Origin of the sequence: Neptuniibacter sp. QD48_11 (genome assembly GCF_047778095.1) — a bacterium.
GTDB lineage: Bacteria > Pseudomonadota > Gammaproteobacteria > Pseudomonadales > Balneatricaceae > Neptuniibacter.
In genome coordinates, this window is record NZ_CP180551.1 from 2,849,566 (window position 1) to 2,872,708 (window position 23,143).

The window sequence follows — 23,143 nt, forward strand, 5'->3', positions numbered from 1 at the left end:
GCTCCTCAGTGTCGCTCTGACACTTGGTTAATTGTGTATTTTGGAATTTCAACAACCAAATCTTCTTCAGCAACTACGGCCTGACAGCTTAAACGTGACTCAGGCTCTAAACCCCAAGCCTTATCAAGCATATCATCTTCAAGCTCATCGGATTCTTCCATAGAATCAAAGCCTTCACGCACAACAACGTGACAGGTAGTACACGCGCATGATTTCTCACACGCATGCTCAATATGGATGCCATTCGCAAGCGCCGCATCGCAAACCGTTACGCCTGGTTCAGCTTCGATCACTTTACCCTCTGGACATAACTCATCGTGTGGCAGAAAAATAATCTGCGGCATTACTCACTCTCCCCAAGTTCATCAACACTATGCCCCTGCAGCGCCTGTTGAATATTATAATCCATACGGCGTGCGGCATATTCATCAGATGCTTTTGATAAAGCAGAGATTCCCTGCTCAATCGCACTCACATCGCTACCCTGGCGAATATCTACCAGAGTTTCTATTTCATTTTGTAACTGAGATCGCTCATCTTCACTCAGTAACTTGTCACCATCCGCAGCTAGCGCATCTTTCAAAGATACGATCAATCGATCCGCTTCCACCTGCTGCTCCCTCAACGCACGCGCATCTTTGTCTTCCGCCGCATTAAGATAAGATGATTTAAGCATCTCGGCAATTTCACTGTCACCAAGACCATAAGAAGGTTTTACCTGAATACTACTTTCCACACCCGAGGTTAGCTCCTTCGCCTCAACACCGAGCAAACCATCAGCATCAACCTGGAATGTCACGCGAATCTTAGCAGCACCTGCCGCCATCGGAGGGATTCCTCTCAAGACAAAACGCGCAAGAGAGCGACAATCTTGAACTAATTCACGTTCACCTTGGACAACATGAATTGCCATAGCCGTTTGGCCATCTTGGTAAGTAGTGAATTCTTGCGCACGCGCGACTGGGATTGAAGTATTCCTGTGAATAACTTTTTCAGTTAGCCCACCCATCGTTTCAAGACCCAACGATAGCGGAATCACATCCAGCAGCAACATATCACTATCTGGCTTATTACCAGCTAGCACATCAGCTTGAATTGAAGCACCGATAGCCACAACACGATCCGGATCGATATTGATATGAGGCTCACGACCAAAGAATTTCTGAACCTGCTCACGCACTAGCGGTACACGAGTCGAACCACCCACCATAACAACTTCAAGCACTTCATCTGCTGCTACGCCTGCATCCTTCAAAGCACGACGACAAGCACGAGTTGTACGTTTTACTAAGGGCGCTATTAGAGAATCAAAATCTTCGCGCGTAACAACCAACTCATGGCATTCAGAGCCTAGCTCTAAAACAACGCTAACTTGTGGCTTATCTGTTAGAAGCTCTTTAGTTTCTTTAGCTTTCTCTGTCAGATAACGAGACGCATGACTGTCTATCTGCTCAAGCTGAAGCTGCTCGGCAAACCATTGCGCCAATGCCAAATCAAGGTCATCACCACCTAGAGCGCTATCGCCTCCAGTAGACAATACTTCAAAAACACCTTTATTGAGGCGCAAAATCGAGATATCAAAAGTACCGCCGCCTAGGTCATAGACAGCAATAACACCCTCTTTACCTTCATCCAAACCATAAGCAACCGCAGCTGCAGTCGGCTCATTAAGTAAACGAAGTACTTTGATGTTGGCAATTTTAGCTGCATCTTTTGTCGCTTGGCGCTGAGCATCATCAAAATAAGCCGGAACTGTAATAACCGCACCAACCAACTCACCACCCAGCGCTTCTTCCGCACGCTCGACCAAACTACTTAAAATATCTGCCGAAACCTGAACAGGACTCTTGTTACCTGCAGCCGTGCGAATATATGGCATGCCACCATCTTCAGCCTCAAAGTGATAAGGAGCCTCATCACCTAACGCTTTAACATCAGCCACACCACGCCCCATAAGACGCTTTGCAGAAATGATGGTGTTGTATGGATCTTCGGATGCATGCGACCGAGCCTCACGGCCTACTTGAGAGTTACCACAAGGCAGATAACGCACAACGGAAGGCAATAAGTGCTCGCCATCAAGATCTGGCAAGGTAACCGCCTCACCACTCTTAACTGATGCCACTAGGGAGTTGGTCGTACCTAAATCAATACCTACTGCCAACTTATGCTGATGTGGAGCTTCACTCTGCCCCGGTTCTGCTATCTGTAATAGCGCCATATATTTGCGTCAGCCATCCAACCGATCTTCAAGACGCTCGATCTCGACTATCAGTTTTTCTAAAAATTGCATTTTGCGCACAATGACAGCAGCAGTATCTAACTGCTCTGACTGATAACACTGTGCAAACTGTTCCCGTAACTGTTCTAACGACTCAGTCACATCATCCTGTAGAGACTCAAGCTCATCGAAGGGATCGTCTTGGTCAGGAATCTCTTCCAGCTGCTCGCGAAGTTCCATCTGCTGCATCAAAAACATGGGATCAATAGCAGTCGAGGCTTCACTAATTGTATCAATACCCTGCAACGACAATAGATATTGAGCACGTAGCAATGGAGAGCGCAATGTAGCAACCGCTTCATTGAGATGCGCCATATACTGAACAGCTAAGCGTTGTTCGCGCTCAGATTTATGAGCATAACGATCCGGGTGAAGTGTTTTTTGCAGTTCACGGGATAGATCAGACAAGACTGCCTGATCTATATGAAATGATATCGGCAGGCCGATAAAATCAAAATAATTCTTATTGATATCCATCGTTCTGCCAAGAAGAATTAGACGTTAAAGCTTTCGCCGCAACCACATTCGCTAGAGACATTAGGGTTGTTAAACTTAAACCCTTCGTTTAGTCCCTCTTTCACAAAATCCAGCTCAGTACCATCAAGATACAATAGACTTTTTGGATCTATCACAATCTTAACGTCTTGCGGGCCCTTGAAAATTTCATCTTCAGAATTTACTTCATCAACAAATTCAAGAACATAAGCCATACCGGAACAACCTGAAGTACGCACACCCAAGCGAATACCTTCGCCGTGACCGCGTTTCTCTAGGTAGCGCGCAACATGATCTGCTGCAGCATCAGTCATGGTAATTGCCATAAACGTCTAGCTCTCCCAACAAATAAGTGGATACTTATTTGTCTTGTTTTTCTTTGTAGTCTGCAACAGCAGCTTTAATTGCATCTTCGGCTAATACTGAACAGTGAATTTTCACTGGCGGTAGCGCTAACTCTTCAGCGATAGCAGTATTTTTAAGCTCAGCAGCCTCCTCAAGGGACATGCCTTTAACCCACTCTGTAACTAGCGAGCTAGATGCAATTGCAGAACCGCAACCGTAAGTTTTGAATTTAGCATCTTCGATAATACCTTCATCACTTACTTTAATCTGCAAACGCATAACATCACCACAAGCAGGCGCTCCAACCATACCTGTACCAACGTTACCATCTTTATCATTCATTTTGCCGACATTACGAGGGTTTTCGTAATGATCAATAACTTTCTCACTATAAGCCATGACGACCTCCAAATACTCTTAGTGCCAGATTAGTGATGTACCCACTCAACCTTGCTCAAATCGACACCGTCTTTAAACATATCCCACAGAGGTGAGAGCTCACGTAATTTGCTAACTGCATCTTGAATTTGAGCAGCAGCATAATCCACTTCTTCTTCAGTAGTGAAACGACCGAAAGAGAAACGAATAGAACTGTGTGCCAGCTCATCGTTCAAACCTAACGCACGCAGAACATAAGAAGGCTCTAAACTAGCAGATGTACAAGCTGAACCAGAGGAAACCGCTAGATCTTTCAGCGACATCAATAAAGACTCACCTTCAACAAAAGCAAAACTAATATTCAGGTTACCTGGAATACGCTGCTCTTTAGAGCCATTTAGGTAAACCTCTTCCATTTCCCCCATACCTGCTAAGAAACGATCACGCAGAGCAATAATGTGCGCTGTATCTTTTGCAAGATCTTCTTTACAAATACGAGCTGCTTCACCCATACCTACAATTTGGTGAGTTGGTAGAGTACCAGAACGCATACCACGCTCATGACCACCGCCATGAATTTGAGCTTCAAGGCGTACACGCGGCTTACGGCGAACAAATAACGCACCAATACCTTTCGGCCCGTACATCTTGTGCGCAGAGATTGATAGCAAATCAACCTTAGCTTTACCTAGATCGATCTCAATTTTGCCCGCACTCTGAGCAGCATCAACGTGGAAAATAATACCTTTAGAACGAGTAAGTTCACCAATTGCTTCGATATCAGTGATCGTACCCACTTCGTTGTTAACATGCATAAGCGAAATAACAATCGTGTCTTCACGAATCGCTTCAGCTACAGCTTGCGGCTCAATCAAACCATCAGAATTTGGCGTTAGGTAAGTGATCTCAAAACCTTCACGCTCTAGCTGACGGCACGTATCCAAAACGGCTTTATGCTCAATTTTAGACGTGATGATATGTTTGCCTTTCTTCTGATAGAAATGAGCAGCACCTTTAATAGCCAAATTGTTTGACTCGGTTGCACCTGAAGTCCAAACAATCTCACGCGGATCAGCATTAATAAGATCAGCGACCTGACGGCGAGCAGTCTCAACTGCTTCTTCCGCTTTCCAGCCAAAGAGATGTGAGCGTGAAGCTGGATTACCAAAGTTGCCATCCATTGTCAGGCACTCAGTCATCTTTTCAGCAACCCTAGGATCAACTGGGGTAGTTGCAGAATAATCCAGATAAATCGGTGTTTTCATTCATTCTCTCCAAGCGCGTTTAAACGATCGCTTTTTCACTGCAGTTTAGGTTTTCCGCGCCGATCAGAACCTGATCCATTTGGATTCGATCCTGACGCTCGGATGTAACCTGAACATCTTTTCTTACAACTAGGTCTGCCAACGTAATTCCGCTTAAAAATGCGTGAATTTGGTCACTTAAATCGCACCAAAGGTGGTGGGTTAGACATTTTTCGCCACCCTGACAATCACCTTGACGATTGCATCCAGTTGCATCTACTGATTCATTCACAGCATCAATAACTTGAGCAACATTGATGCCCGCTTGTTCACGATTTAGTTGATAACCACCACCTGGCCCACGAACACTACGAACAAGTTCGTTACGGCGCAGCTTAGCAAAAAGCTGCTCTAGGTATGACAATGAAATACCCTGCCTTTCAGAGATATCAGCCAAACTAATCGGCCCTTTACCTTCATGAAGAGCCAGATCCAGCATCGCTGTAACGGCATAACGCCCTTTAGTTGTTAATCGCATAATTTCCGCCTTCACGCGCAATAGCATTTGCGTGGCATTATGCAATACCCGACTAAAAAGGTCAACTAAATACCCTACTATTATTGTAGGTCTTTATATTCTTTATCGCGCGAATTCTAACACGAAATATTCACAACCGAACGCTTAAGGATCAATCTTTAGCATTAGAGTTCTTTTGTGTAGCCGTCAAAATACCTCTTAATACGTTAACCTCCACTTTATCCGGCATAGCCCGTAGATAAAGCCTCCGCAGCCTTGGCATTAATTGACGAGGATTTTCAGGATCTAAGAAATCAATATCTATAAGTGTTTCTTCCAAGTGCTTGAACAAACGCTCAAGATCAGCACTATCAGCAAGCTCTATATCCCAGTCCGTACCCCATTGAGGTTTATGCTGCTCAATCTCTTGAGCGTAAATGGAAGCCATTCGCAATTCGTAGGTAATAACCTGCACCGCAGCCGCGAGGTTCAACGAACTAAAATCAGGATTGGAAGGTATATGTACGTGATATTGGCAGAGGTGTAGCTCTTCATTGGTCAAACCACGATCTTCACGACCAAATACAATCGCAATTTTCTTATCCACCGCAATTGGCTGAACAATAGCTGCCAACTCGCGAGGATCAACCACCGGCCAAGGGATATGACGACCTCTAGCACTGGTTCCAACAACGATCTGACAATCTGCAATCGCTTCTTCAAGCGTGTCATGAATAACAGCGCTCTCAAGGAGATCAGTAGCCCCTGCCGCTCTTGATTCTGCATTCACATGAGGAAACTTTTTAGGCGCTACTAAATGCAACTCCCCCAAAGCCATATTTTTCATAGCCCTCGCCACACCGCCAATATTACCTGGATGAGTTGTATTAACGAGAACAATGCGAATATTTGCAGACATAGACCTTGCCACCACAATAAATGAAGGCGAGTATTCTAACAGAGCTGTAAACAATTGAGCCACTTATTCACAGCATCCCCTATCCTCAGGTATAATACTTTTTTAATTTTCCCGAATATTCTTCAGGTTCCTAACAAATGCAACCCATGGTTAATATTGCACTGCGCGCAGCACGCGTTGCAGGCGAGCAGATCGTCCGCGCCGTTGAGCGTCTGGATTTGGTTAAATCCGAACAATCTGATGTAGCTAAGCTTCTAAGCGACACATGCAAGAAGGCAGAGCTGAGCATTGTTCACACTATTCAAAAAGCTTATCCAAATCACAAAATCGTGGGTGAATACACAGGCGAACACGCACCTCTGAGCGATGGACCTGAATTCTGCTGGACGATCAACCCTATCGACAGCATTTCAAACTTCTCCAATGGTTTGCCAGTTTTTGCAATTAGCATGGCGGGCCAGCAGAATGGCCGCACTGAACACGCCCTTATCCTGAACCCAATTACCGGTGAAGAGTTCACTGCAAGCCGCGGCGACGGAGCTCAACTAAACGGCAAACGCCTACGTGTTAGTAATCACAAAACTGTCGAAGGATCTTTGATCGGTACAGGTTTCTTCAATCGCCCAAGCGATAAAGCACACTTAGAAGCCTACCTAAACATATTCCGCGATATGACGCTAACTGGCGGCACTATCTATAATGGCGGCTCCCCGGCGTTGAATCTTGCATACACAGCAGCTGGTCGCATTGATGGTTTCTACCAAATCGGCCTTAACCCTTGGGAAATGGAAGCTGGCCTATTATTAGTACAAGAAGCAGGCGGCCTTGTGGGTGACTTTATGGGTGGAAACGATTTCCGCCAGAGCGGCAGCTTAATTGCCGGCAACCCTAAGATGTTTAAAGCTATCTTAAAGGGCTTACAATCTTCTTTAACTGAAGAGTTAAAATAAACGATAAAATAACGCCAAAAAGCCATCCACAGGATGGCTTTTTTACGCACAAAAAAACCGGCATCAGCCGGTTTTTTTGTACCTGCCTAATTTTTACGCTTCGTAAGGGTTACGCAATACAATAGTCTCGATACGGTCTGGACCAGTAGAGATAATATCCACAGGCGCTTCAACTAACTCTTCCAAACGCTTGATGTACGCTACCGCTTCAGCAGGTAGTTCATCCATAGACTTAGCACCAACAGTAGAGCCAGCCCAACCAGACATAGTCTCGTATACTGGCGTTACTGCTTCGTAGTCTTCGCTACCGCTTAAAGAATCAACCACATTACCTGCAGAGTCTTTATAACCTACACAGATACGAATCTCTTCCATACCATCAAGTACGTCTAGCTTAGTTAAGCACAAGCCTGAGATTGAGTTGATCTGGATAGCATGCTTAACTGCAACAGCGTCAAACCAACCACAACGACGCGCACGACCTGTAGTAGAACCGAACTCATGACCACGTTCAGCCAAACCTTCGCCCACTTCACAATGAAGTTCTGTTGGGAAAGGACCGCCACCTACACGTGTTGTATACGCTTTAGTGATACCCAGAATGTAATCTAGGTATAGAGGGCCAAAACCACTACCCGTAGATGTACCACCGGCAGTTGTGTTTGAAGAAGTTACGTAAGGGTAAGTACCGTGGTCGATATCTAGCAATGAACCCTGAGCACCTTCAAACATGATGTTCTTGCCCTGCTTACGCAGATCATGAAGCATTGAAGTTACATCAGCAACCATTGGCGCAAGCTCTTCACCCATAGCCAATGCTTCGTCTAGAACTGTTTGGTAATCAACAGCGTCAACCTTGTAATACTCAACCAACTGGAAGTTATAGTATTCGATAACTTCTTTCAGTTTTTCTGCAAAGCGCTCTTTATCTAGAAGATCAGCCAAACGAAGACCGCGGCGAGCCACTTTATCTTCATAAGCAGGACCTATACCACGGCCTGTGGTACCAATCTTAGCTTTACCACGCGCAACTTCACGCGCTTGGTCCATCGCAATATGGTATGGCAAGATAAGTGGGCAAGAAGGGCTCAAACGCAAACGTTCGCGTACTGGCACATCCGCCTCTTCCAAACCTTTAATCTCTTTCAGCAATGCTTCTGGAGAAAGCACTACACCGTTACCAATCATGCACACGACATTGTCGCGCAAAATACCTGAAGGAATCAGGTGCAAAACTGTTTTTTCGCCATCAATAACCAGCGTGTGACCCGCATTGTGACCGCCCTGAAAGCGCGCCACTGCAGAAGCCTGATCCGTAAGCAGATCTACGATCTTGCCTTTACCTTCATCACCCCACTGGGTACCCAGAACAACTACGTTTTTGCCCATTGTTGCCTACTTGAGATTACTTAAGAATAAAATTTTTTACTGATCACAGGCCGCTAACGACCCATTCTCCATCACGTTGTACTAACTGAGCAGTACACTCTTTTGCCGGTTCAGCGCCCGGTAACGCATAGATAACTTTTACACCTTCAGAGCGCAGCTGACTTACTTTAGCCAATAGTTCTGCACTCTCTTCCGCTGGCGCTAGAACGATCTGTTTTTCATCAAGAACAACAGAAGAAAGCTCAACCAACGTTTTAAGATCAGCACTAAAGCCCGTAGCTGGACGCGCACGACCGAAATCTCGACCGATCTCATCGTAACGGCCACCTTTTGCAATAGCTTGACCAAATTCAGGTGTATAAGCAGCAAAAACCACGCCTGTGTGGTAGTTGTATCCACGCAATTCACTCAGATCAAAATACTGATCTAACTGCGGGAAACGCAAAGCAATACGCTCTGCTAACTGCTGCAAATAATCAATAGCTTCAAGCACTTGCGCTGGCGCAGACGCGAACAGCTCACGCGCTCGAGCTAAAACATCGCTACCACCGTTCAATGATGGCAACGCTGCCAAGAAAGATTTACTTGTATCGTCTAGATCTAGCTGTTCTACGAACAACTGGAGCTCTGGTAGCGCCTTACGCTGCAGAATATCCAAATACTGCTCTTTGTCGTCAGCGGACAGCTGGATCATTTCCATCAAACCAGAAAACACGCCAACATGGCCTAGATCAATACTAAGATCACGATCAACTCCCGCTGCATGCATGGTTTCAACCATCAGGGAGATCACCTCTACATCACTCTCAATACCAGAGTGACCATAGAGCTCGGCACCCAACTGCAGTGGGTTACGAGAAGCTAGTGGCTGAGTTGGCAACGCATGCACAACTGAACCACAGTAACATAGACGAGTAGCACCAGACTCACGTAGACGATGCGCGTCAATACGTGCAACCTGAGGTGTAATATCAGCGCGGAAGCCTAGGGTATGACCACTAATTTGATCAGTTACTTTTACAGTATTCAGATCAAGATCATGACCTACACCTGTAAGCAAAGATTCTAAATGCTCCATTACAGGAGGCATAACCTGCTCATAGCCCCAATGCTCATACAGATCCAATAAACGTCTGCGTAAAACCTCAACGCGACGAGCCTGCGGTGGAAGTAATTCTTGTACACCTTCCGGTAGCAGCCAACGATCTGCCAATGCCATGCGGTACTCCGTATCTTATAAAACAACACGCCGATCAGTAGCGACTCGGCTTTAATTCACTATATAAAGCGCAACTAGACCCAACAGCATACTCACTAAACCTATCAGGCGTAGTGACCGATCACTGATCATCGAAAGCTGTTGCACCAAATTACGCCAGCGCTGCGGATAAAGAAAAGGAATAACCCCTTCTAAAATTAGCATCAAGCAAAAACCAACAGCGAGTGAATGCAGTAGTTCGGATGACATGCTTACTTCAGCCTATACAATCCAATTGCCACAAAAAAACCGGGCTTTAACCCGGTTTTGCTATTCTACCACGGAATCAGAGGAATGCCTTCCCCTGATCCATTTTTTTGTACATTTTTACGCCAGCCGTTGTTACTCGGCTTTCGGTGCTCCCAAATATTTAAAGAAGTCACTATCTGGCTTAAGTACTAGAACGTCACCACTCTGACCGAAAGACTCACGATATGCCTGCAAGCTACGGTAGAAAGAGTAAAATTCTGGGTTTGCAGAGTATGCTTCAGCGTAGTTTTTAGCAGCTACGGCATCACCTTCACCACGAATCTCTTCTGATTCACGGTAAGCTTCCGCTTCAATAACCGTCTTCTGACGATCTGCATCCGCTCGGATACCTTCCGCTAGCTCTTTACCACGAGAACGAAGCTCACGAGCCTCACGCTCACGCTCGGTACGCATACGATCATATACAGACTCAGATACTTCCTGAGGAAGATCGATTCGTTTTACACGGACATCAACAACCTCAACACCCAGCTTGTCGATAACTACGGGGCTAATCTCGCTGATTAGCTTACGCATAAGCTCTTCACGCTCGCCAGATACCACTTCAGTTACCGTACGCGCACCAAACTGGTTACGCAGCGCAGCATCAACACGCTGTGACAGAAGGTTTGCGGCGTTAAACTCATCACCCGAAGTCGCTGTGTAGTATTTCTGCACATCTTTAACACGCCATTTCACGAAAGAGTCTACGATCAGACGCTTCTTCTCAAGTGTAAGGTAAGCCTGAGGGCGCGCATCCAATGTCAAAATACGTGAATCGAACTTACGCACTTTGTTTACAATTGGAATCTTAAAGTGAAGACCTGGACCTACATCGGCGTCAGACACCTCACCAAACTTAAGCAATACTGCACGTTCAGTTTCTTTTACGATGTAAAGAGAGCTCTGACCAACCAGCACTAATACAGCAAAAATGATTATGAAAAATAGTGATTTAGACTGCATTATCGACCCTCCCGACGACTACCTTGACGCTGACGTAGCTGATCAACTACTTGATCAGTAACCTCACGCAGGCTCTGACTATCTAGTCGCACTGAGCGATTACTATCACCTGTTACTGGACGATTTTGCATAATCTTATCCAGCGGTAGGTACATCATGTTATTTCCACCTTCCACATCAACTAGCACTTTAGGGTTCTGAGAGAGAACTTCCTGCATAGTATCTAGGTATAGACGCTCACGCGTCACTTCAGGTGCTTTTTCATACTCTGTTAACAAAGCAGTGAAACGTTTCGCATCACCCTCTGAGCGAGCAACAACTTGCTCTTGGTAAGCGCTTGCCTCTTCAAGCATACGCTGCGCTAGACCACGCGCTTCAGGGATAATACCGTTGGCGTAGGATTCCGCTTCGTTCTTAACACGAACCTCATCTTCTCGTGCCTTGATCACGTCATCGAATGCATCTTGCACCTGGTTAGGAGCTTTTGCTTCTTTGATGTTCACTTTAGAAATCTGAAGACCTGTACCGTACTCAGTCATGTAGTTCTGGATACGATCCTGAACTTGAACCGACAAAGTTTCACGACCTTGTGTCAAGATAGAGTGCATGTCAGTAGAACCAACCACATGACGAAGAGCCGATTCAGCTGCGTGTGACAGACTGGATTCAGGATCACGTACAGTCAGCGTAAACCCTTTGGCATCAGAGATCAGATACTGAACCGTCATTTCGATATCGACGATATTCTCATCTTTGGTCAGCATTAGAGCACGATGATCACGAGTACGTAGACGAGTTGTGTTAACAATCTCAACCACATCGATCATAGGTGGATTCCACTGCAGACCTGGACCTACGGTTTCGCTGAACTTACCAAGTCGTAGCACTACACCACGCTCTTGTTGGTCAACGGTATAAAAGCCCATACCAGCCCAACCTAGAGCAGCAATCAAAAGTACGATAAAGAAGAAGCCAGAACCAGAGGAGGAGGAAGAGCCACCACCATCACCGCCATAGCCGCTGGATTTTTGACCACCACCGAAGATGCCGTTCAATTTATCCTGCAGTTTACGTAGCGCTTCATCTAGATCAGGGGGCCCCTGATCACCACCACCTTTATTACCCCCGCGGTTATTGTTATTACCGCCACCCCAAGGGTCCTTATTATCACCGTTACCACCAGGCTCATTCCAAGCCATACGTCACTCCGTATAAAAACAACATGTTAGGTAGATTAAAACATATATCAGCGAAAAATATTATTCGCCAGATATTACCCCTCAATTAACTAAAATCGAGGTTTTGAAACTTTTTACTCGACAGGCTGAATCCTTACCAAGGATTAACTTCGACAGGAAAACAACGATCACGTTCCATTCCCAATCGGCTCAACAGCTGTAGCATGTCTTTTTTCTGTATACGCACTTCCAAAATAATAGATCCTTTTTCATCTACTTGTTCAGAAAGTACGGCACCGCTCTCATACAATTTAGCTCTAAACTGACCTTCTTGCGGTTCCAGACACACGTTATCATGAAATACATCATCTGCAAGCAGCTCATTAACCGCTTGAAACAGCAGATCATGCCCTTCGCCCGTGACTGCGGATAACCATACTCGACTAGGCTTACCCTCTTCATCACGATCGATACGAGGCTTGCGCCCTTCGATCAGATCAATCTTGTTATAAACCTCTAAAACTGGCACTTCATCCGCACCAATTTCAGCTAGTACGTTTTCTACTTCAGCAACATGGTCATGACGGTCATCATCATGAGCATCGATGACATGAAGCAACAATGTCGCCTCTATGGTTTCTTGCAAGGTCGCGCGAAATGCTTCCACCAGCTTATGTGGAAGATGACGAATAAAGCCTACAGTATCTGCCAGAATAGCCTGACCAATATCTTCGACTTCAATCCGACGCAACGTTGGGTCTAGTGTTGCGAATAATTGGTCTGCTGCATAAACCTCAGAAGTCGTCAGCGAGTTGAACAACGTAGATTTACCTGCGTTGGTATAACCCACCAGCGATAAAGTAGGTACTTCAGCGCGTTTACGCGAACGCCTACCTTGCTCTCGCTGCTTGCGAACCTTTTCTAAGCGCTTGTGGATAGATTTCATCCGAGCACGAAGTAAACGCCTGTCGGTTTCTAGCTGAGTTTCACCCGGACCACGTAGACCGATACCACCTTTTTGACGTTCAAGGTGAGTCCAACCACGTACAAGACGGGTCGACATATGATCAAGCTGGGCTAGTTCAACTTGAAGTTTACCTTCATGGGTTCGCGCGCGCTGAGCAAAGATATCCAAAATAAGGCCTGTACGATCAAGCACCCTACTTTGTATCTCTCGTTCGATATTACGCTCTTGAGCAGGACTTAAAGCATGGTTAAAGATCACTAATTGCGCATTATGCAGATTAACTAGCTCGCGCAATTCATCTAGCTTTCCCTGACCAATAAAAAACTTCGGATTAGGATGAGAAAGAGACCCAGTCAAAAATTCGACTGGGTCTGCACCTGCAGATAGGGCTAGTTCTTCGAGCTCTTTAGGACTTTCTTGATCGGCCTCAGCGGCCAGATTCATATGAATCAAAATGGCACGTTCGCCACTTTTAGGACGTTCAAAGAACAATGATTATTAGTCCTCTGCTTTTGCTTCGTCTGCTGCAGGCAGTTTAACCGGGCGCGCAGGAACAACAGTTGAGATGGCATGTTTATAAACCATCTGACTAACAGTATTTTTAAGCAGAATAACAAACTGATCGAAAGACTCGATCTGGCCCTGCAGTTTAATACCATTAACTAAGAAAATAGACACAGGAATACGCTCTTTACGTAGCGCATTCAAATAAGGGTCTTGTAATGATTGCCCTTTTGACATTTGCAAACTCCTTCCCGAGGAAAATTTTATAATTTTTTCGTTATAGTATGGCTGACGGCTCTTAAATTTACTGCTTTTGCCGCTTAAACGCCTTATTTTACAGCTTTTTACTGTCTAGCCTGACATTATATAATGCTACCTTCAATGAATTTCAAGGCATTCTGCAAGAGATTTGTGTCGTGAGTGTCAATCCAATTAAGGTTTTCCCAACTTCTTAGCCACGTAACCTGCCTTTTTGCGAGCTGCCTTGTAGCTACAACACCTTTAAATTTCATCGTGTCATAATCCCAAGTTCCGGCAAAATATTCCCATACTTGGCGATAACCAACACAGCGCACAGATGGCATCTGCAGGTCTAAATCACCTCGATTCCAAAGCGTCCTTACTTCATCGACAAAACCTTGCTCAAGCATGATATCAAAACGACGAGCAATGCGATCATGCAGTTCAGAACGCTCTTGCGGCATCACTGCCAGAGAGACAATCGGAAAATCGGGCTTTTGCTTTTCCTGCTCGGCCCACAGATCCGTCATAGAACGGCCAGTAATTTCATATACCTCTAGGGCACGTTGAAGTCTCTGAGCATCATTAGGGTTAAGTCGCTTAGCCGATTCAGGATCAACTTCAGCCAATCGAGCATGCATAGCAACCCAACCTTCAGCTTCAGCCTCCTGTAGCAGCCTTTCACGAACCGCTGCATCGGCCTCTGGTAGATTCGCTAAGCCATTTTTCAACGCATGGAAATAGAGCATAGTTCCACCGGTCAAAATTGGCACTTTACCCGCTGACCGAATTTCCTCAATCTGCTTGAGCGCATCCATACGAAATTCTGCAGCCGAATAGGCTTCGGAAGGGTCACAAATATCAATTAGGCGATGCGGATATCTAGCCAGCGTTTCGTGATCAGGCTTCGCAGTCCCTATATCCATGCCTTTGTAGATCATAGCTGAATCAACACTAACGATCTCGCAAGGCATATGATCGTAAAGCTTCATCGCGAGATCCGTTTTACCAGACGCAGTAGGCCCCATTAAAAAAACGACGGGTAGATTACTCACTAAATTGCTCCTACTGGCCACGCATAAATAATTTATCAAGATCAGCCATGCTCATCTGACTCCAAGTTGGTCGACCATGGTTACACTGACCACTGCGCTCGGTTTGCTCCATATCCCTTAACAAGGCATTCATCTCTGGCAAAGTTAATTGGCGATTTGCTCTAACCGCCCCATGACACGCCATGGTCCCCAACAATTCATTGATATGTTGCTCTATACGCTTACTTTCGCCATATACCAACATATCTGAAAGCACATCACGGATCAGTTGCTCGATATTGCCTTTAGCCAAAGAAACCGGTACTTGGCGAACAACAATCGTTTCTTCGCCCATGCGCGCTAACTCAAAGCCTAAGCGCTTAAACGTATTTGCCTGCTCATCAGCACAATCCGCTTCCCGTTGACTTACTGCAAGACTCATAGGTACCAAGAGCGGTTGAGAGCGTACAACATCCTGTTCAAAAGACTGTTTCATGCGTTCATAGACGATACGTTCATGGGCCGCATGCATATCTACCACTATTAAGCCTTGGTCATTTTGAGCAAGAATGTACACCCCATGTAACTGAGCGATCGCGTATCCCATTGGTGGGCATTGCTCATGCTCTACCTCAGATTCAGCAGACACACCAATATCGACTGTTGTTGCAGGCTGAGGGTGAAGCGCGGCATAGCCACTGATCTGCTCTTGAATCTGAGGCCCAGAGGGCGTTGATGTTGGCTGATAAGCAGGTGCAACGTAACCATTGCCACCTGAACTATTAACGCCAGATCTAAACGCCATGCGATTTTGTTCGAAATTCTGTTGTACTGGCTGTTGTTGAGTCTGTAACTCAGCAACTGCAGGCGCGGAGCCTTCCGGTATCTGATCTTGCGGGCGCATATCCGCAATCAAACGGTGCAGAGTCCGGAATAAGAAATCATGAACTAAACGACTCTCGCGGAAGCGTACCTCATGCTTAGTCGGATGCACGTTAACATCAACCAATGCAGGATCAAGCTCAAGATACAGCACATAAGCTGGATGGCGACCGTGATAAAGCACATCTGCATAAGCCTGTCTTACAGCGTGCGTAACAACTTTATCTCGAATCATTCGACCATTTACAAAGAAGTACTGCAGATCAGCCTGACTACGAGAAAAAGTAGGCAATCCAACCCAACCCCATAAACGTAGACCCGATGCTTCGGCAACCACATCTGCTTTTAAAGCGTTATCAATAAACGCTGAACCACAGATACTGGCAACACGACGTTCCTGTTCTAATTCACTATCCGCCTGTCGAAGCTGATGGATAACCTTGCCGTTATGGCGCAACTGAAAGGCAACATCGAAGCGGCTTAATGCAAGGCGCTTTACCACCTCATCAAGATGGCGAAATTCAGTTTTTTCCGTTTTTAGAAATTTCCGACGCGCTGGGGTATTAAAAAACAGATCTTTCACTTCAACCGTTGTGCCTTGTGGATGGGCAGCCGGCTCAAGTTGAGCCTCCATATCCCGCCCTTCCGTTTGCACCTGCCAAGCGTTATCTTGCTCAGCCTGTCTCGAGGTCAAGGTCAAACGTGATACCGAGCTAATACTGGCTAGCGCCTCGCCACGAAAGCCAAGACTACCAACGGCCTCTAAGTCTTCTAGCACTTTGATTTTTGAAGTAGCATGTCGACTAAGTGCGAGAGAAAGATCATCTTTTTCAATGCCAAAGCCATTATCACGGATGCGCATGAGCTTAACACCACCCTGCTCAACATCGACGTCGATTTTATCTGCTCCCGCATCCAAACTATTTTCAAGAATCTCTTTGATAACAGAAGCTGGGCGCTCAACTACTTCACCCGCCGCAATTTGGTTGGCCAAACGCGGCGATAAAAGCTGTATACGTGACATTAATCTACCTTTGGATTTAGCTGAGGCTAGCTGGTTGGAATACGTAAAACCTGACCGATCTTAATTCGATCATTTTTCAAGTTGTTCTCTTTGCGCAATGAGGATAGAGAGACACCGTTACGAGAAGCAATCACCGATAGCGTATCACCACGAACCACTTTGTATGTACGATTATCTTTTTCTCTACGCTGCGCGATATACGTTAGCGCAGGCGGCTTACGCTCAAAGTGTTGAGTAATCCCTTTAAAGACAGCACCCGCCATCTTCTTCTGATAGCTTTTGGTCTTTAACTTAGCAGCTTCACCAGGATTCGAGATAAAGCCTGTTTCAACCAGAATCGATGGGATATCAGGCGATTTCAAGACAACAAACCCCGCCTGCTCTACATGGGGTTTATGCATTTTAGCGAAGCGCTTTATATTGCCATGAATCTGTTTGGCGATAGAGCGGCTGTCCTCACGACTAGCGGTCATCGACATATCGAGCAACACGCTCGCCAACACATTATCTTTATCATCTAAGCTAACGCTACCTACACCACCAATGAGGTCGGTACTATTTTCTTTACGCGCCAACCAACGACCCATTTCACTACTTGCCCCACGGGACGATAGAACCCAGACTGATGCGCCTCGGGCACGTGCATCTTTGAAGGCATCCGCGTGTATAGAGACAAAAAGATCGGCATTATGCTTACGGGCAGCTTTCGTTCGACCGCGTAAACTTACATAGTAATCACTCGTACGTGTTAGCTTGCCTTTGTAACCAGGGGTAGCGTCTAAACGTCGTTTTAGTTCTTTAGCGATCGCAAGCACAACATCTTTCTCTCGAACTCCACCAGGCCCAATGGCCCCTGGGTCATCACCACCATGACCTGCGTCGATAGCGATCACAATATCGCGACCCGCTACGGCTTTAGGTTTGGCCGTTTTCTTAACTGTTTTGAGCGAAGACTTTTCGTAAAGGTCTAATACGAGTCGGTGACCGTATTTTTGATTGGGCTTTAATTCAAAACTTTTGGGGCGAACCGCCCTTTTGAGATCCAATACTAGGCGAAGGGTTTGACCGTTTTTACCGGAACGAATCTTTTTGACCGGGCTTTTATCTAAACCAAGCTTATCCAGCCCAGCTTTTAACGACGCCTTTTCAATATCAAGCACAATTCGGTCAGGCTTATCGAGTGTAAACACTTTGTGAGATGCAGGACCGCTCATATCAAATACGAGACGAGCATGATCCGGCGCTAACCAGATACGCACATTTTTAACATCCGCAGCATGAGTAATCGCGCTACAGATAAAAATCAAACAACCTAATAATCCAGCAAAAACATGCCGGAAAGCGCTCATTCGCATAGTGCTTAAGCTTAGCCCCTTCTTACTTCTCTTCAGTCGCTTGCAATAACTTATCGGCCATCTGCTGGCCTAATCCAGACTGTGGTGTCCAAGTTAATTGTCGTCCGCGACCATCAAGCTCAATCTGCAACAACAAATCAGCCTCAGGCAGAATACCTTGCCCTCTTTCTGGCCATTCAACTAAACATAATGCCTTATCTTCAAAATAATCACGAATACCAAGAAATTCCAATTCCTCAGGGTCCGACAACCGATACAAATCAAAGTGATAAATCTGCTGTTCACCTACTTCATAAGGCTCCACCAGCGTATAGGTAGGACTCTTAACCGAACCTTGATGACCACAACCACGAAGAATACCGCGACTTAGGGTTGTTTTACCCATACCTAAGTCACCTAAAAGGAAAATAACACCTCTACCCGCTGCTGCATTCGCAATTTTATGGCCGAATGCGATCATCGCCTCTTCATCGGATAGTTTTACTTGATACTGATTACTCATACTTACTATTTATTACTCTTGGAATTGCATCAAACAGATCTGATGCGATTAAACCTATTTCACCTTGTTGCTTCACAACGTAGTCAGCGGCTTTAGCATGAATAAACACCGCCAAACGAGCGGCATTCTCAGGTGATAAGCCTTGAGCTAGGAGCGCGCCACAAATACCCGACAAAACATCTCCCATCCCAGCAACCGCCATACCCGGATTACCGGCGTCACAAAGATAAACTACTTCACCAGCACTGACCAACGAACCCGCACCTTTTAAAACAACGCTACCACCACAAATTTGCTGCAAACACTCAACCGATGCGAAACGATCAGTTTCTAACTCAGTTACAGACTTATCCATGATTCTGGATGCTTCTCCCGGATGAGGGGTACAGATCCAATTTTTCCGATTCAGAGAGGCAAACAAAGACTTTTCAACAATTAAATTCAGCGCATCAGCATCCAAAACCAACGGTTTCTCGGTTGCAAGCGCAGCACGCAACATCTGATCGGACCACGCATTTTGCCCAAGACCCGGCCCTATGACAATCACATCCGCACGATCCAATAAGGGTAATAAGTGCCCCGTTGAATCAACAGGGTGCACCATAACTTCAGGACAGCGTGTTAATGAAGCCGTTACGTGCTCTGAACGGGTCGCCAAAGACACTAAACCAGATCCACTTCGCATCGCTGCCTGAGAAGCTAAAAGGGCCGCTCCCCCCATACCAGAATTACCGCCAATCACTAGCAGATGACCAAACTTACCTTTATGTGCATTGCGCTCCCTCGCAGGTAGCAGCTCAGCTAAATCGCTCTCCGTGGTTCGAAAAACATCTACCGTAACCAGGTCATAAACTTCATCAGGCACTTTTAAGTCATCAAATAGAATCTGGCCACGATAGTTGACCCCTTCTGAGGTAAACAAACCACGTTTAAGACCAATAAAGCTTAATGTGATATCTGCTCGTACAGCCACACCTAAAACAGCACCGGTATCAGCGCAAATACCTGAGGGAATATCAACTGCGAATATTGGTTTATGACTGCGATTAATCTGCCTGATCACCCTTGAAAAGGGCTCCCTGACTTCACCCGTCAGCCCCGTACCCAACAGCGCATCTACAATAAGATCGCCCCATAGCTCGGAACCTGCAGATGCCACCTCTATGTTTCCAATTATCGGCTGCAACTGTTCCCAAGCCTGTAGTGCTTCACCACTAAGCTGCGAGGAGAAATCGGCTTTGCCTACGCAGACTAACTGCACCCGCAAGCCTTTATTGATAGCGAGGGCCGCTACCACAAAGCCATCGCCACCATTGTTACCTGCGCCACAAACAATGCTTAACGACTCTACCTGCGGAAAACGATCAAGTATTTCAGCAAACACCGCATGGCCTGCTCGCTGCATTAAGCGAATACCCGGAATACCAAACTGAGTAATTGCGGTATCATCCAACACTCGAGTTTGTTCGGCAGTGTATAATGGTGCGGGTAAGACAGCTCTGTTGATGGACATCTGCTCTGCGAACTCCTTTGAATTTCTGCCATTATAGAGGAACCTGTGCCTATTTAGGCAAGCAGACACCATGACAGATATGCCAACTGAATCCCTGAAAGCGTTAGCCCAAAAGATCAAAATGTGGGCAAAGGAACTTGGCTTTCAGCAATGTGGAATTACCGACTGCGATTTAAGCCAAGAACAAGCGCATTACGAACAATGGCTTAGTAACGGCTTCCATGGAGAGATGGCGTATCTAGAGAACCATTTAGATAAACGTTTCTCTGCTAATAGTTTAGTACCCGAAGCGCAACGTATCATCTGCGTTCGCATGGATTATCTGCCACCCGACACCAAGATCACAAAGATCCTCGACGATAACGATAAAGCCTATGTATCGCGCTACACCTTAGGTCGAGATTATCACAAACTGATTAGAAAACGTTTGACCCAGCTCGGCAAAAGAATTGAGCAGGAGATTGGCGAATCGGTCTACCGAGCGTTCGTGGATAGCGCTCCTATTTTGGAAAGACCATTAGCGGAAAAAGCCGGTATTGGTTGGCGAGGCAAACATACCCTAATTCTCAACCGTGAAGCTGGCTCCCTATTCTTTCTTGGCGAGCTCTTAATCAACCTACCATTACCAATAGACGAGCCCGTTACAGAAGATCATTGTGGTAAATGCAGAGCTTGCTTGGATGTGTGTCCAACCAAGGCCTTTCCGCAACCGCATGTTTTGGACGCACGCCGTTGCATCTCCTATCTCACCATTGAGCTGAGTGGTTCAATTCCTGAAGAGTTACGTCCTCTGATGGGCAACAGGATCTTTGGTTGCGATGATTGTCAGTTAATTTGTCCTTGGAATCGTTTCTCAGATTTCACTCAAGAAAGTGACTTTCATCCACGACAAAAATTAGATGATATCGAGTTAGTAACTCTGTTTACTTGGTCCGAAGAAGAGTTTTTAAAAAAAACCGAAGGCTCGGCAATCAGAAGAACAGGGCATATTGGCTGGCTGAGAAACATTGCTGTGGCATTGGGAAACAGCAACGGTAGCAATGCAGTAATTGAAGCTTTAGAAAGTAGACGTACCCACGAATCTGATATCGTTCGCGAGCACGTTGAGTGGGCCCTAAAGCAACTAGAAAGTAGAACTGCTGCGCAGACTCTTCCTATTCAGACCCACCCTCGCCGTAAAAAAATTCGGTTTTAATCCAGCTTAATAAAGTGCTCGCGGTAGTACTTAAGCTCTTCAATTGAGTCTTTGATATCGTCTAGCGCCAGATGAGATCCTTTTTTCACAACGCCTTTAGCGACTTCTGGCTTCCAGCGTTTCGCCAGCTCTTTTAAAGAGCTCACATCAAGATTTCGGTAATGGAAGAATGCCTCTAGCTCAGGCATATATTTATTCAGGAAACGTCGATCCTGACCAATGCTATTTCCGCACATTGGCGAAGCCCCTGCTTCCAGATACTGCTTTAAAAATTCAATTGTCTGCGCTTCCGCCTGTGCTTCAGTTACCTGACTATCTTTAACGCGCTGGGTAAGGCCTGACTTCCCATGCTGATTGGTACACCACTCATCCATACCGTCCAAGATTTCATCAGTTTGATGAATTGCTAGCGTTGGGCCTTCCGCTAAGATGTTCAGATCAGAATCAGTGACGATGGTTGCGATCTCGATAATGACATCCGTTTTGGGCTCCAAACCAGTCATCTCTAGATCAATCCAGATCAGATTTTCCTTACTTACCACCTTATTACCTCCAAAAATGACGTTTTCACCTACCTATGTCACTGAATAGCGGACTTAATTCGCAGGTTCTTTGACTTTCCCTTAGAATACCCTACCTTCTAACATCTTGCTTCGATATTAACGGAGACTATTAGCACTCGCGCTTTAAAGCGCTGCTAACTCATTATGGCAAAACGTAAATTAACTCGCCGTCAAAGCTGGCGCATCCAGAAGATCCAAGACGAACGCGCCGCTCGCGCATCGAAAAAAGATGCCGCGATTGAACAGCAATTGGATAGCAGCGACCTCGGCCCAGAGCAGCACGGTTTAATTATCTCTCATTTTGGGCGCACAGTTGATGTAGAAGCAACCGAAGGTGACAACCAAGGTGAGATTATTCGTTGTCATATGCGTACTAACTTAGGCCAATTGGTTACCGGCGATAGAGTTATCTGGCGTGAAGGTAAAGATACCGGCGTAGTCGTAGCAAAGCTAGAGCGTAAAAGTGAACTACTGCGCCCGAACCCATACGGCGATATGAAGCCTGTAGCCGCAAATATCGATTTTATTGTTATCACCGTAGCGGTTGAACCCACACCTTATGCCAATCTTATTGATCGCTACCTAGTGGCAGCAGAATTAAGCGGTATAGAACCAGTAATTTTATTAAACAAAACCGACCTATTAAATGATGGCAATCGTGAAGAGATTGACGCAATGCTACAACGTTATAGAGATATAGGTTATACCGTTCTGCTTGCATCGAGTTCTAGTGAAGAAGGCTTAGCTGATCTAAAGAGCTATCTCGACAATCGTATCAGCGTGTTTGTTGGTCAATCCGGTGTCGGGAAATCCTCTTTAATCAATGTGTTGCTGCCTGGTGTAGATTTAAAAGTAGGCTCACTCTCAACTCAAACAAAAAAAGGCCGACACACTACTACAACAGCACGATTATTCCACTTCCCAGATGGCGGTGACTTAATCGATTCTCCTGGGATTAGGGAGTTTGGTTTGTGGCATATTGAGCCTGATGATGTTATCAATGGTTTCAAAGAGTTACAGCCTTTAGCTGGGTCGTGCCGTTTTCGCGATTGTAAACATGAAAAAGAACCTGGCTGTGCACTAAAGTCGGCTGTTGAAGATGGTACTATCAGCGAATACCGTTGGAAGAGCTACAAACATATTCTTAGTTCTATTGAAGAGCAAAATAGTTAAATTTGGTCCATAGTTTCAATAT

At 45.7% G+C, this 23,143-nt stretch carries 24 protein-coding genes; 3 read left to right on the forward strand and 21 right to left on the reverse strand.

What is annotated here, in order from left to right:
• Positions 1–5: 5 nt before the first annotated feature.
• The 8 genes from fdx to ACMXYU_RS13325 form a co-directional block, all read right to left on the reverse strand.
• Entirely contained in the window at positions 6–344 is a 339-nt protein-coding gene (fdx, locus tag ACMXYU_RS13290; RefSeq protein WP_415882218.1) for an ISC system 2Fe-2S type ferredoxin, read from the reverse strand.
• On the reverse strand, positions 344–2,221 hold the full coding sequence (gene hscA, locus ACMXYU_RS13295; RefSeq protein WP_415899056.1) for a Fe-S protein assembly chaperone HscA: 1,878 nt from the start codon (positions 2,219–2,221) through the stop codon (positions 344–346). Before hscA ends, fdx begins: the two co-directional genes overlap by 1 nt.
• 9 nt (positions 2,222–2,230) lie before the next feature.
• A complete protein-coding gene (gene hscB / locus ACMXYU_RS13300) occupies positions 2,231–2,758 on the reverse strand; it encodes a Fe-S protein assembly co-chaperone HscB (RefSeq protein ID WP_415899057.1) in 528 nt (175 codons plus the stop codon).
• 17 nt (positions 2,759–2,775) lie between these two features.
• Positions 2,776–3,102, reverse strand: a complete 327-nt coding sequence (iscA, locus tag ACMXYU_RS13305; RefSeq protein ID WP_415882221.1) for an iron-sulfur cluster assembly protein IscA — start codon at positions 3,100–3,102, stop codon at positions 2,776–2,778.
• A 34-nt stretch (positions 3,103–3,136) separates the two neighbouring features.
• Positions 3,137–3,520 (reverse strand): Fe-S cluster assembly scaffold IscU, encoded by a 384-nt coding sequence (gene iscU, locus ACMXYU_RS13310; protein ID WP_415885601.1) that lies wholly within the window; start codon positions 3,518–3,520, stop codon positions 3,137–3,139.
• A gap of 29 nt (positions 3,521–3,549) precedes the next feature.
• On the reverse strand, positions 3,550–4,764 hold the full coding sequence (locus ACMXYU_RS13315) for an IscS subfamily cysteine desulfurase (protein WP_415899058.1): 1,215 nt from the start codon (positions 4,762–4,764) through the stop codon (positions 3,550–3,552).
• Between the two features lie 19 nt (positions 4,765–4,783).
• A complete protein-coding gene (gene iscR / locus ACMXYU_RS13320; protein ID WP_415889106.1) occupies positions 4,784–5,281 on the reverse strand; it encodes a Fe-S cluster assembly transcriptional regulator IscR in 498 nt (165 codons plus the stop codon).
• A 151-nt stretch (positions 5,282–5,432) separates the two neighbouring features.
• A complete protein-coding gene (locus ACMXYU_RS13325) occupies positions 5,433–6,179 on the reverse strand; it encodes an RNA methyltransferase (RefSeq protein ID WP_415899059.1) in 747 nt (248 codons plus the stop codon).
• Positions 6,180–6,316: 137 nt separating this feature from the next.
• On the opposite strand from ACMXYU_RS13325, the gene ACMXYU_RS13330 reads away from it, so the two are divergent.
• Positions 6,317–7,129: an inositol monophosphatase family protein gene (locus tag ACMXYU_RS13330; protein WP_415899060.1), complete on the forward strand. Its 813-nt coding sequence runs from the start codon at positions 6,317–6,319 to the stop codon at positions 7,127–7,129.
• Positions 7,130–7,222: 93 nt separating this feature from the next.
• On the opposite strand, the gene ACMXYU_RS13335 is transcribed toward ACMXYU_RS13330, so the two are convergent.
• From ACMXYU_RS13335 to ACMXYU_RS13390, 12 genes are all read right to left on the reverse strand, one after another.
• Positions 7,223–8,518 (reverse strand): adenylosuccinate synthase, encoded by a 1,296-nt coding sequence (locus tag ACMXYU_RS13335; RefSeq protein ID WP_415882226.1) that lies wholly within the window; start codon positions 8,516–8,518, stop codon positions 7,223–7,225.
• A 43-nt stretch (positions 8,519–8,561) separates the two neighbouring features.
• Entirely contained in the window at positions 8,562–9,737 is a 1,176-nt protein-coding gene (locus ACMXYU_RS13340; protein WP_415899061.1) for an ATP phosphoribosyltransferase regulatory subunit, read from the reverse strand.
• Between the two features lie 51 nt (positions 9,738–9,788).
• Positions 9,789–9,986: a DUF2065 domain-containing protein gene (locus ACMXYU_RS13345; protein WP_415892369.1), complete on the reverse strand. Its 198-nt coding sequence runs from the start codon at positions 9,984–9,986 to the stop codon at positions 9,789–9,791.
• A 132-nt stretch (positions 9,987–10,118) separates the two neighbouring features.
• Complete coding sequence (gene hflC, locus ACMXYU_RS13350) at positions 10,119–10,991, reverse strand: protease modulator HflC (RefSeq protein WP_415892370.1); 873 nt, start codon at positions 10,989–10,991, stop codon at positions 10,119–10,121.
• Positions 10,991–12,190, reverse strand: coding sequence for an FtsH protease activity modulator HflK (gene hflK, locus ACMXYU_RS13355; protein WP_415899062.1), 1,200 nt, complete (start codon positions 12,188–12,190; stop codon positions 10,991–10,993). Before hflK ends, hflC begins: the two co-directional genes overlap by 1 nt.
• 133 nt (positions 12,191–12,323) lie before the next feature.
• On the reverse strand, positions 12,324–13,628 hold the full coding sequence (gene hflX / locus ACMXYU_RS13360; protein WP_415899063.1) for a ribosome rescue GTPase HflX: 1,305 nt from the start codon (positions 13,626–13,628) through the stop codon (positions 12,324–12,326).
• 6 nt (positions 13,629–13,634) lie between these two features.
• Positions 13,635–13,877: an RNA chaperone Hfq gene (hfq, locus tag ACMXYU_RS13365; protein ID WP_007022969.1), complete on the reverse strand. Its 243-nt coding sequence runs from the start codon at positions 13,875–13,877 to the stop codon at positions 13,635–13,637.
• Between the two features lie 125 nt (positions 13,878–14,002).
• A complete protein-coding gene (miaA, locus tag ACMXYU_RS13370; RefSeq protein ID WP_415901127.1) occupies positions 14,003–14,908 on the reverse strand; it encodes a tRNA (adenosine(37)-N6)-dimethylallyltransferase MiaA in 906 nt (301 codons plus the stop codon).
• 37 nt (positions 14,909–14,945) lie between these two features.
• Positions 14,946–16,820 (reverse strand): DNA mismatch repair endonuclease MutL, encoded by a 1,875-nt coding sequence (mutL, locus tag ACMXYU_RS13375; RefSeq protein WP_415899064.1) that lies wholly within the window; start codon positions 16,818–16,820, stop codon positions 14,946–14,948.
• Positions 16,821–16,846: 26 nt separating this feature from the next.
• A complete protein-coding gene (locus ACMXYU_RS13380; protein ID WP_415899065.1) occupies positions 16,847–18,175 on the reverse strand; it encodes an N-acetylmuramoyl-L-alanine amidase in 1,329 nt (442 codons plus the stop codon).
• A 22-nt stretch (positions 18,176–18,197) separates the two neighbouring features.
• On the reverse strand, positions 18,198–18,677 hold the full coding sequence (gene tsaE, locus ACMXYU_RS13385) for a tRNA (adenosine(37)-N6)-threonylcarbamoyltransferase complex ATPase subunit type 1 TsaE (RefSeq protein ID WP_415899066.1): 480 nt from the start codon (positions 18,675–18,677) through the stop codon (positions 18,198–18,200).
• Positions 18,670–20,190 (reverse strand): NAD(P)H-hydrate dehydratase, encoded by a 1,521-nt coding sequence (locus ACMXYU_RS13390; RefSeq protein ID WP_415899067.1) that lies wholly within the window; start codon positions 20,188–20,190, stop codon positions 18,670–18,672. The genes tsaE and ACMXYU_RS13390 overlap by 8 nt, the downstream gene beginning before the upstream one ends.
• 70 nt (positions 20,191–20,260) lie before the next feature.
• Here ACMXYU_RS13390 and queG point away from each other — a divergent pair, with 70 nt between their 5' ends.
• Positions 20,261–21,385 (forward strand): tRNA epoxyqueuosine(34) reductase QueG, encoded by a 1,125-nt coding sequence (gene queG, locus ACMXYU_RS13395; RefSeq protein WP_415899068.1) that lies wholly within the window; start codon positions 20,261–20,263, stop codon positions 21,383–21,385.
• Here queG and orn read toward each other — a convergent pair.
• A complete protein-coding gene (gene orn, locus ACMXYU_RS13400) occupies positions 21,382–21,888 on the reverse strand; it encodes an oligoribonuclease (RefSeq protein WP_415894498.1) in 507 nt (168 codons plus the stop codon). The genes queG and orn overlap by 4 nt on opposite strands.
• 204 nt (positions 21,889–22,092) lie before the next feature.
• Here orn and rsgA point away from each other — a divergent pair, with 204 nt between their 5' ends.
• A complete protein-coding gene (gene rsgA, locus ACMXYU_RS13405) occupies positions 22,093–23,121 on the forward strand; it encodes a small ribosomal subunit biogenesis GTPase RsgA (RefSeq protein WP_415899069.1) in 1,029 nt (342 codons plus the stop codon).
• Positions 23,122–23,143: the final 22 nt, after the last annotated feature.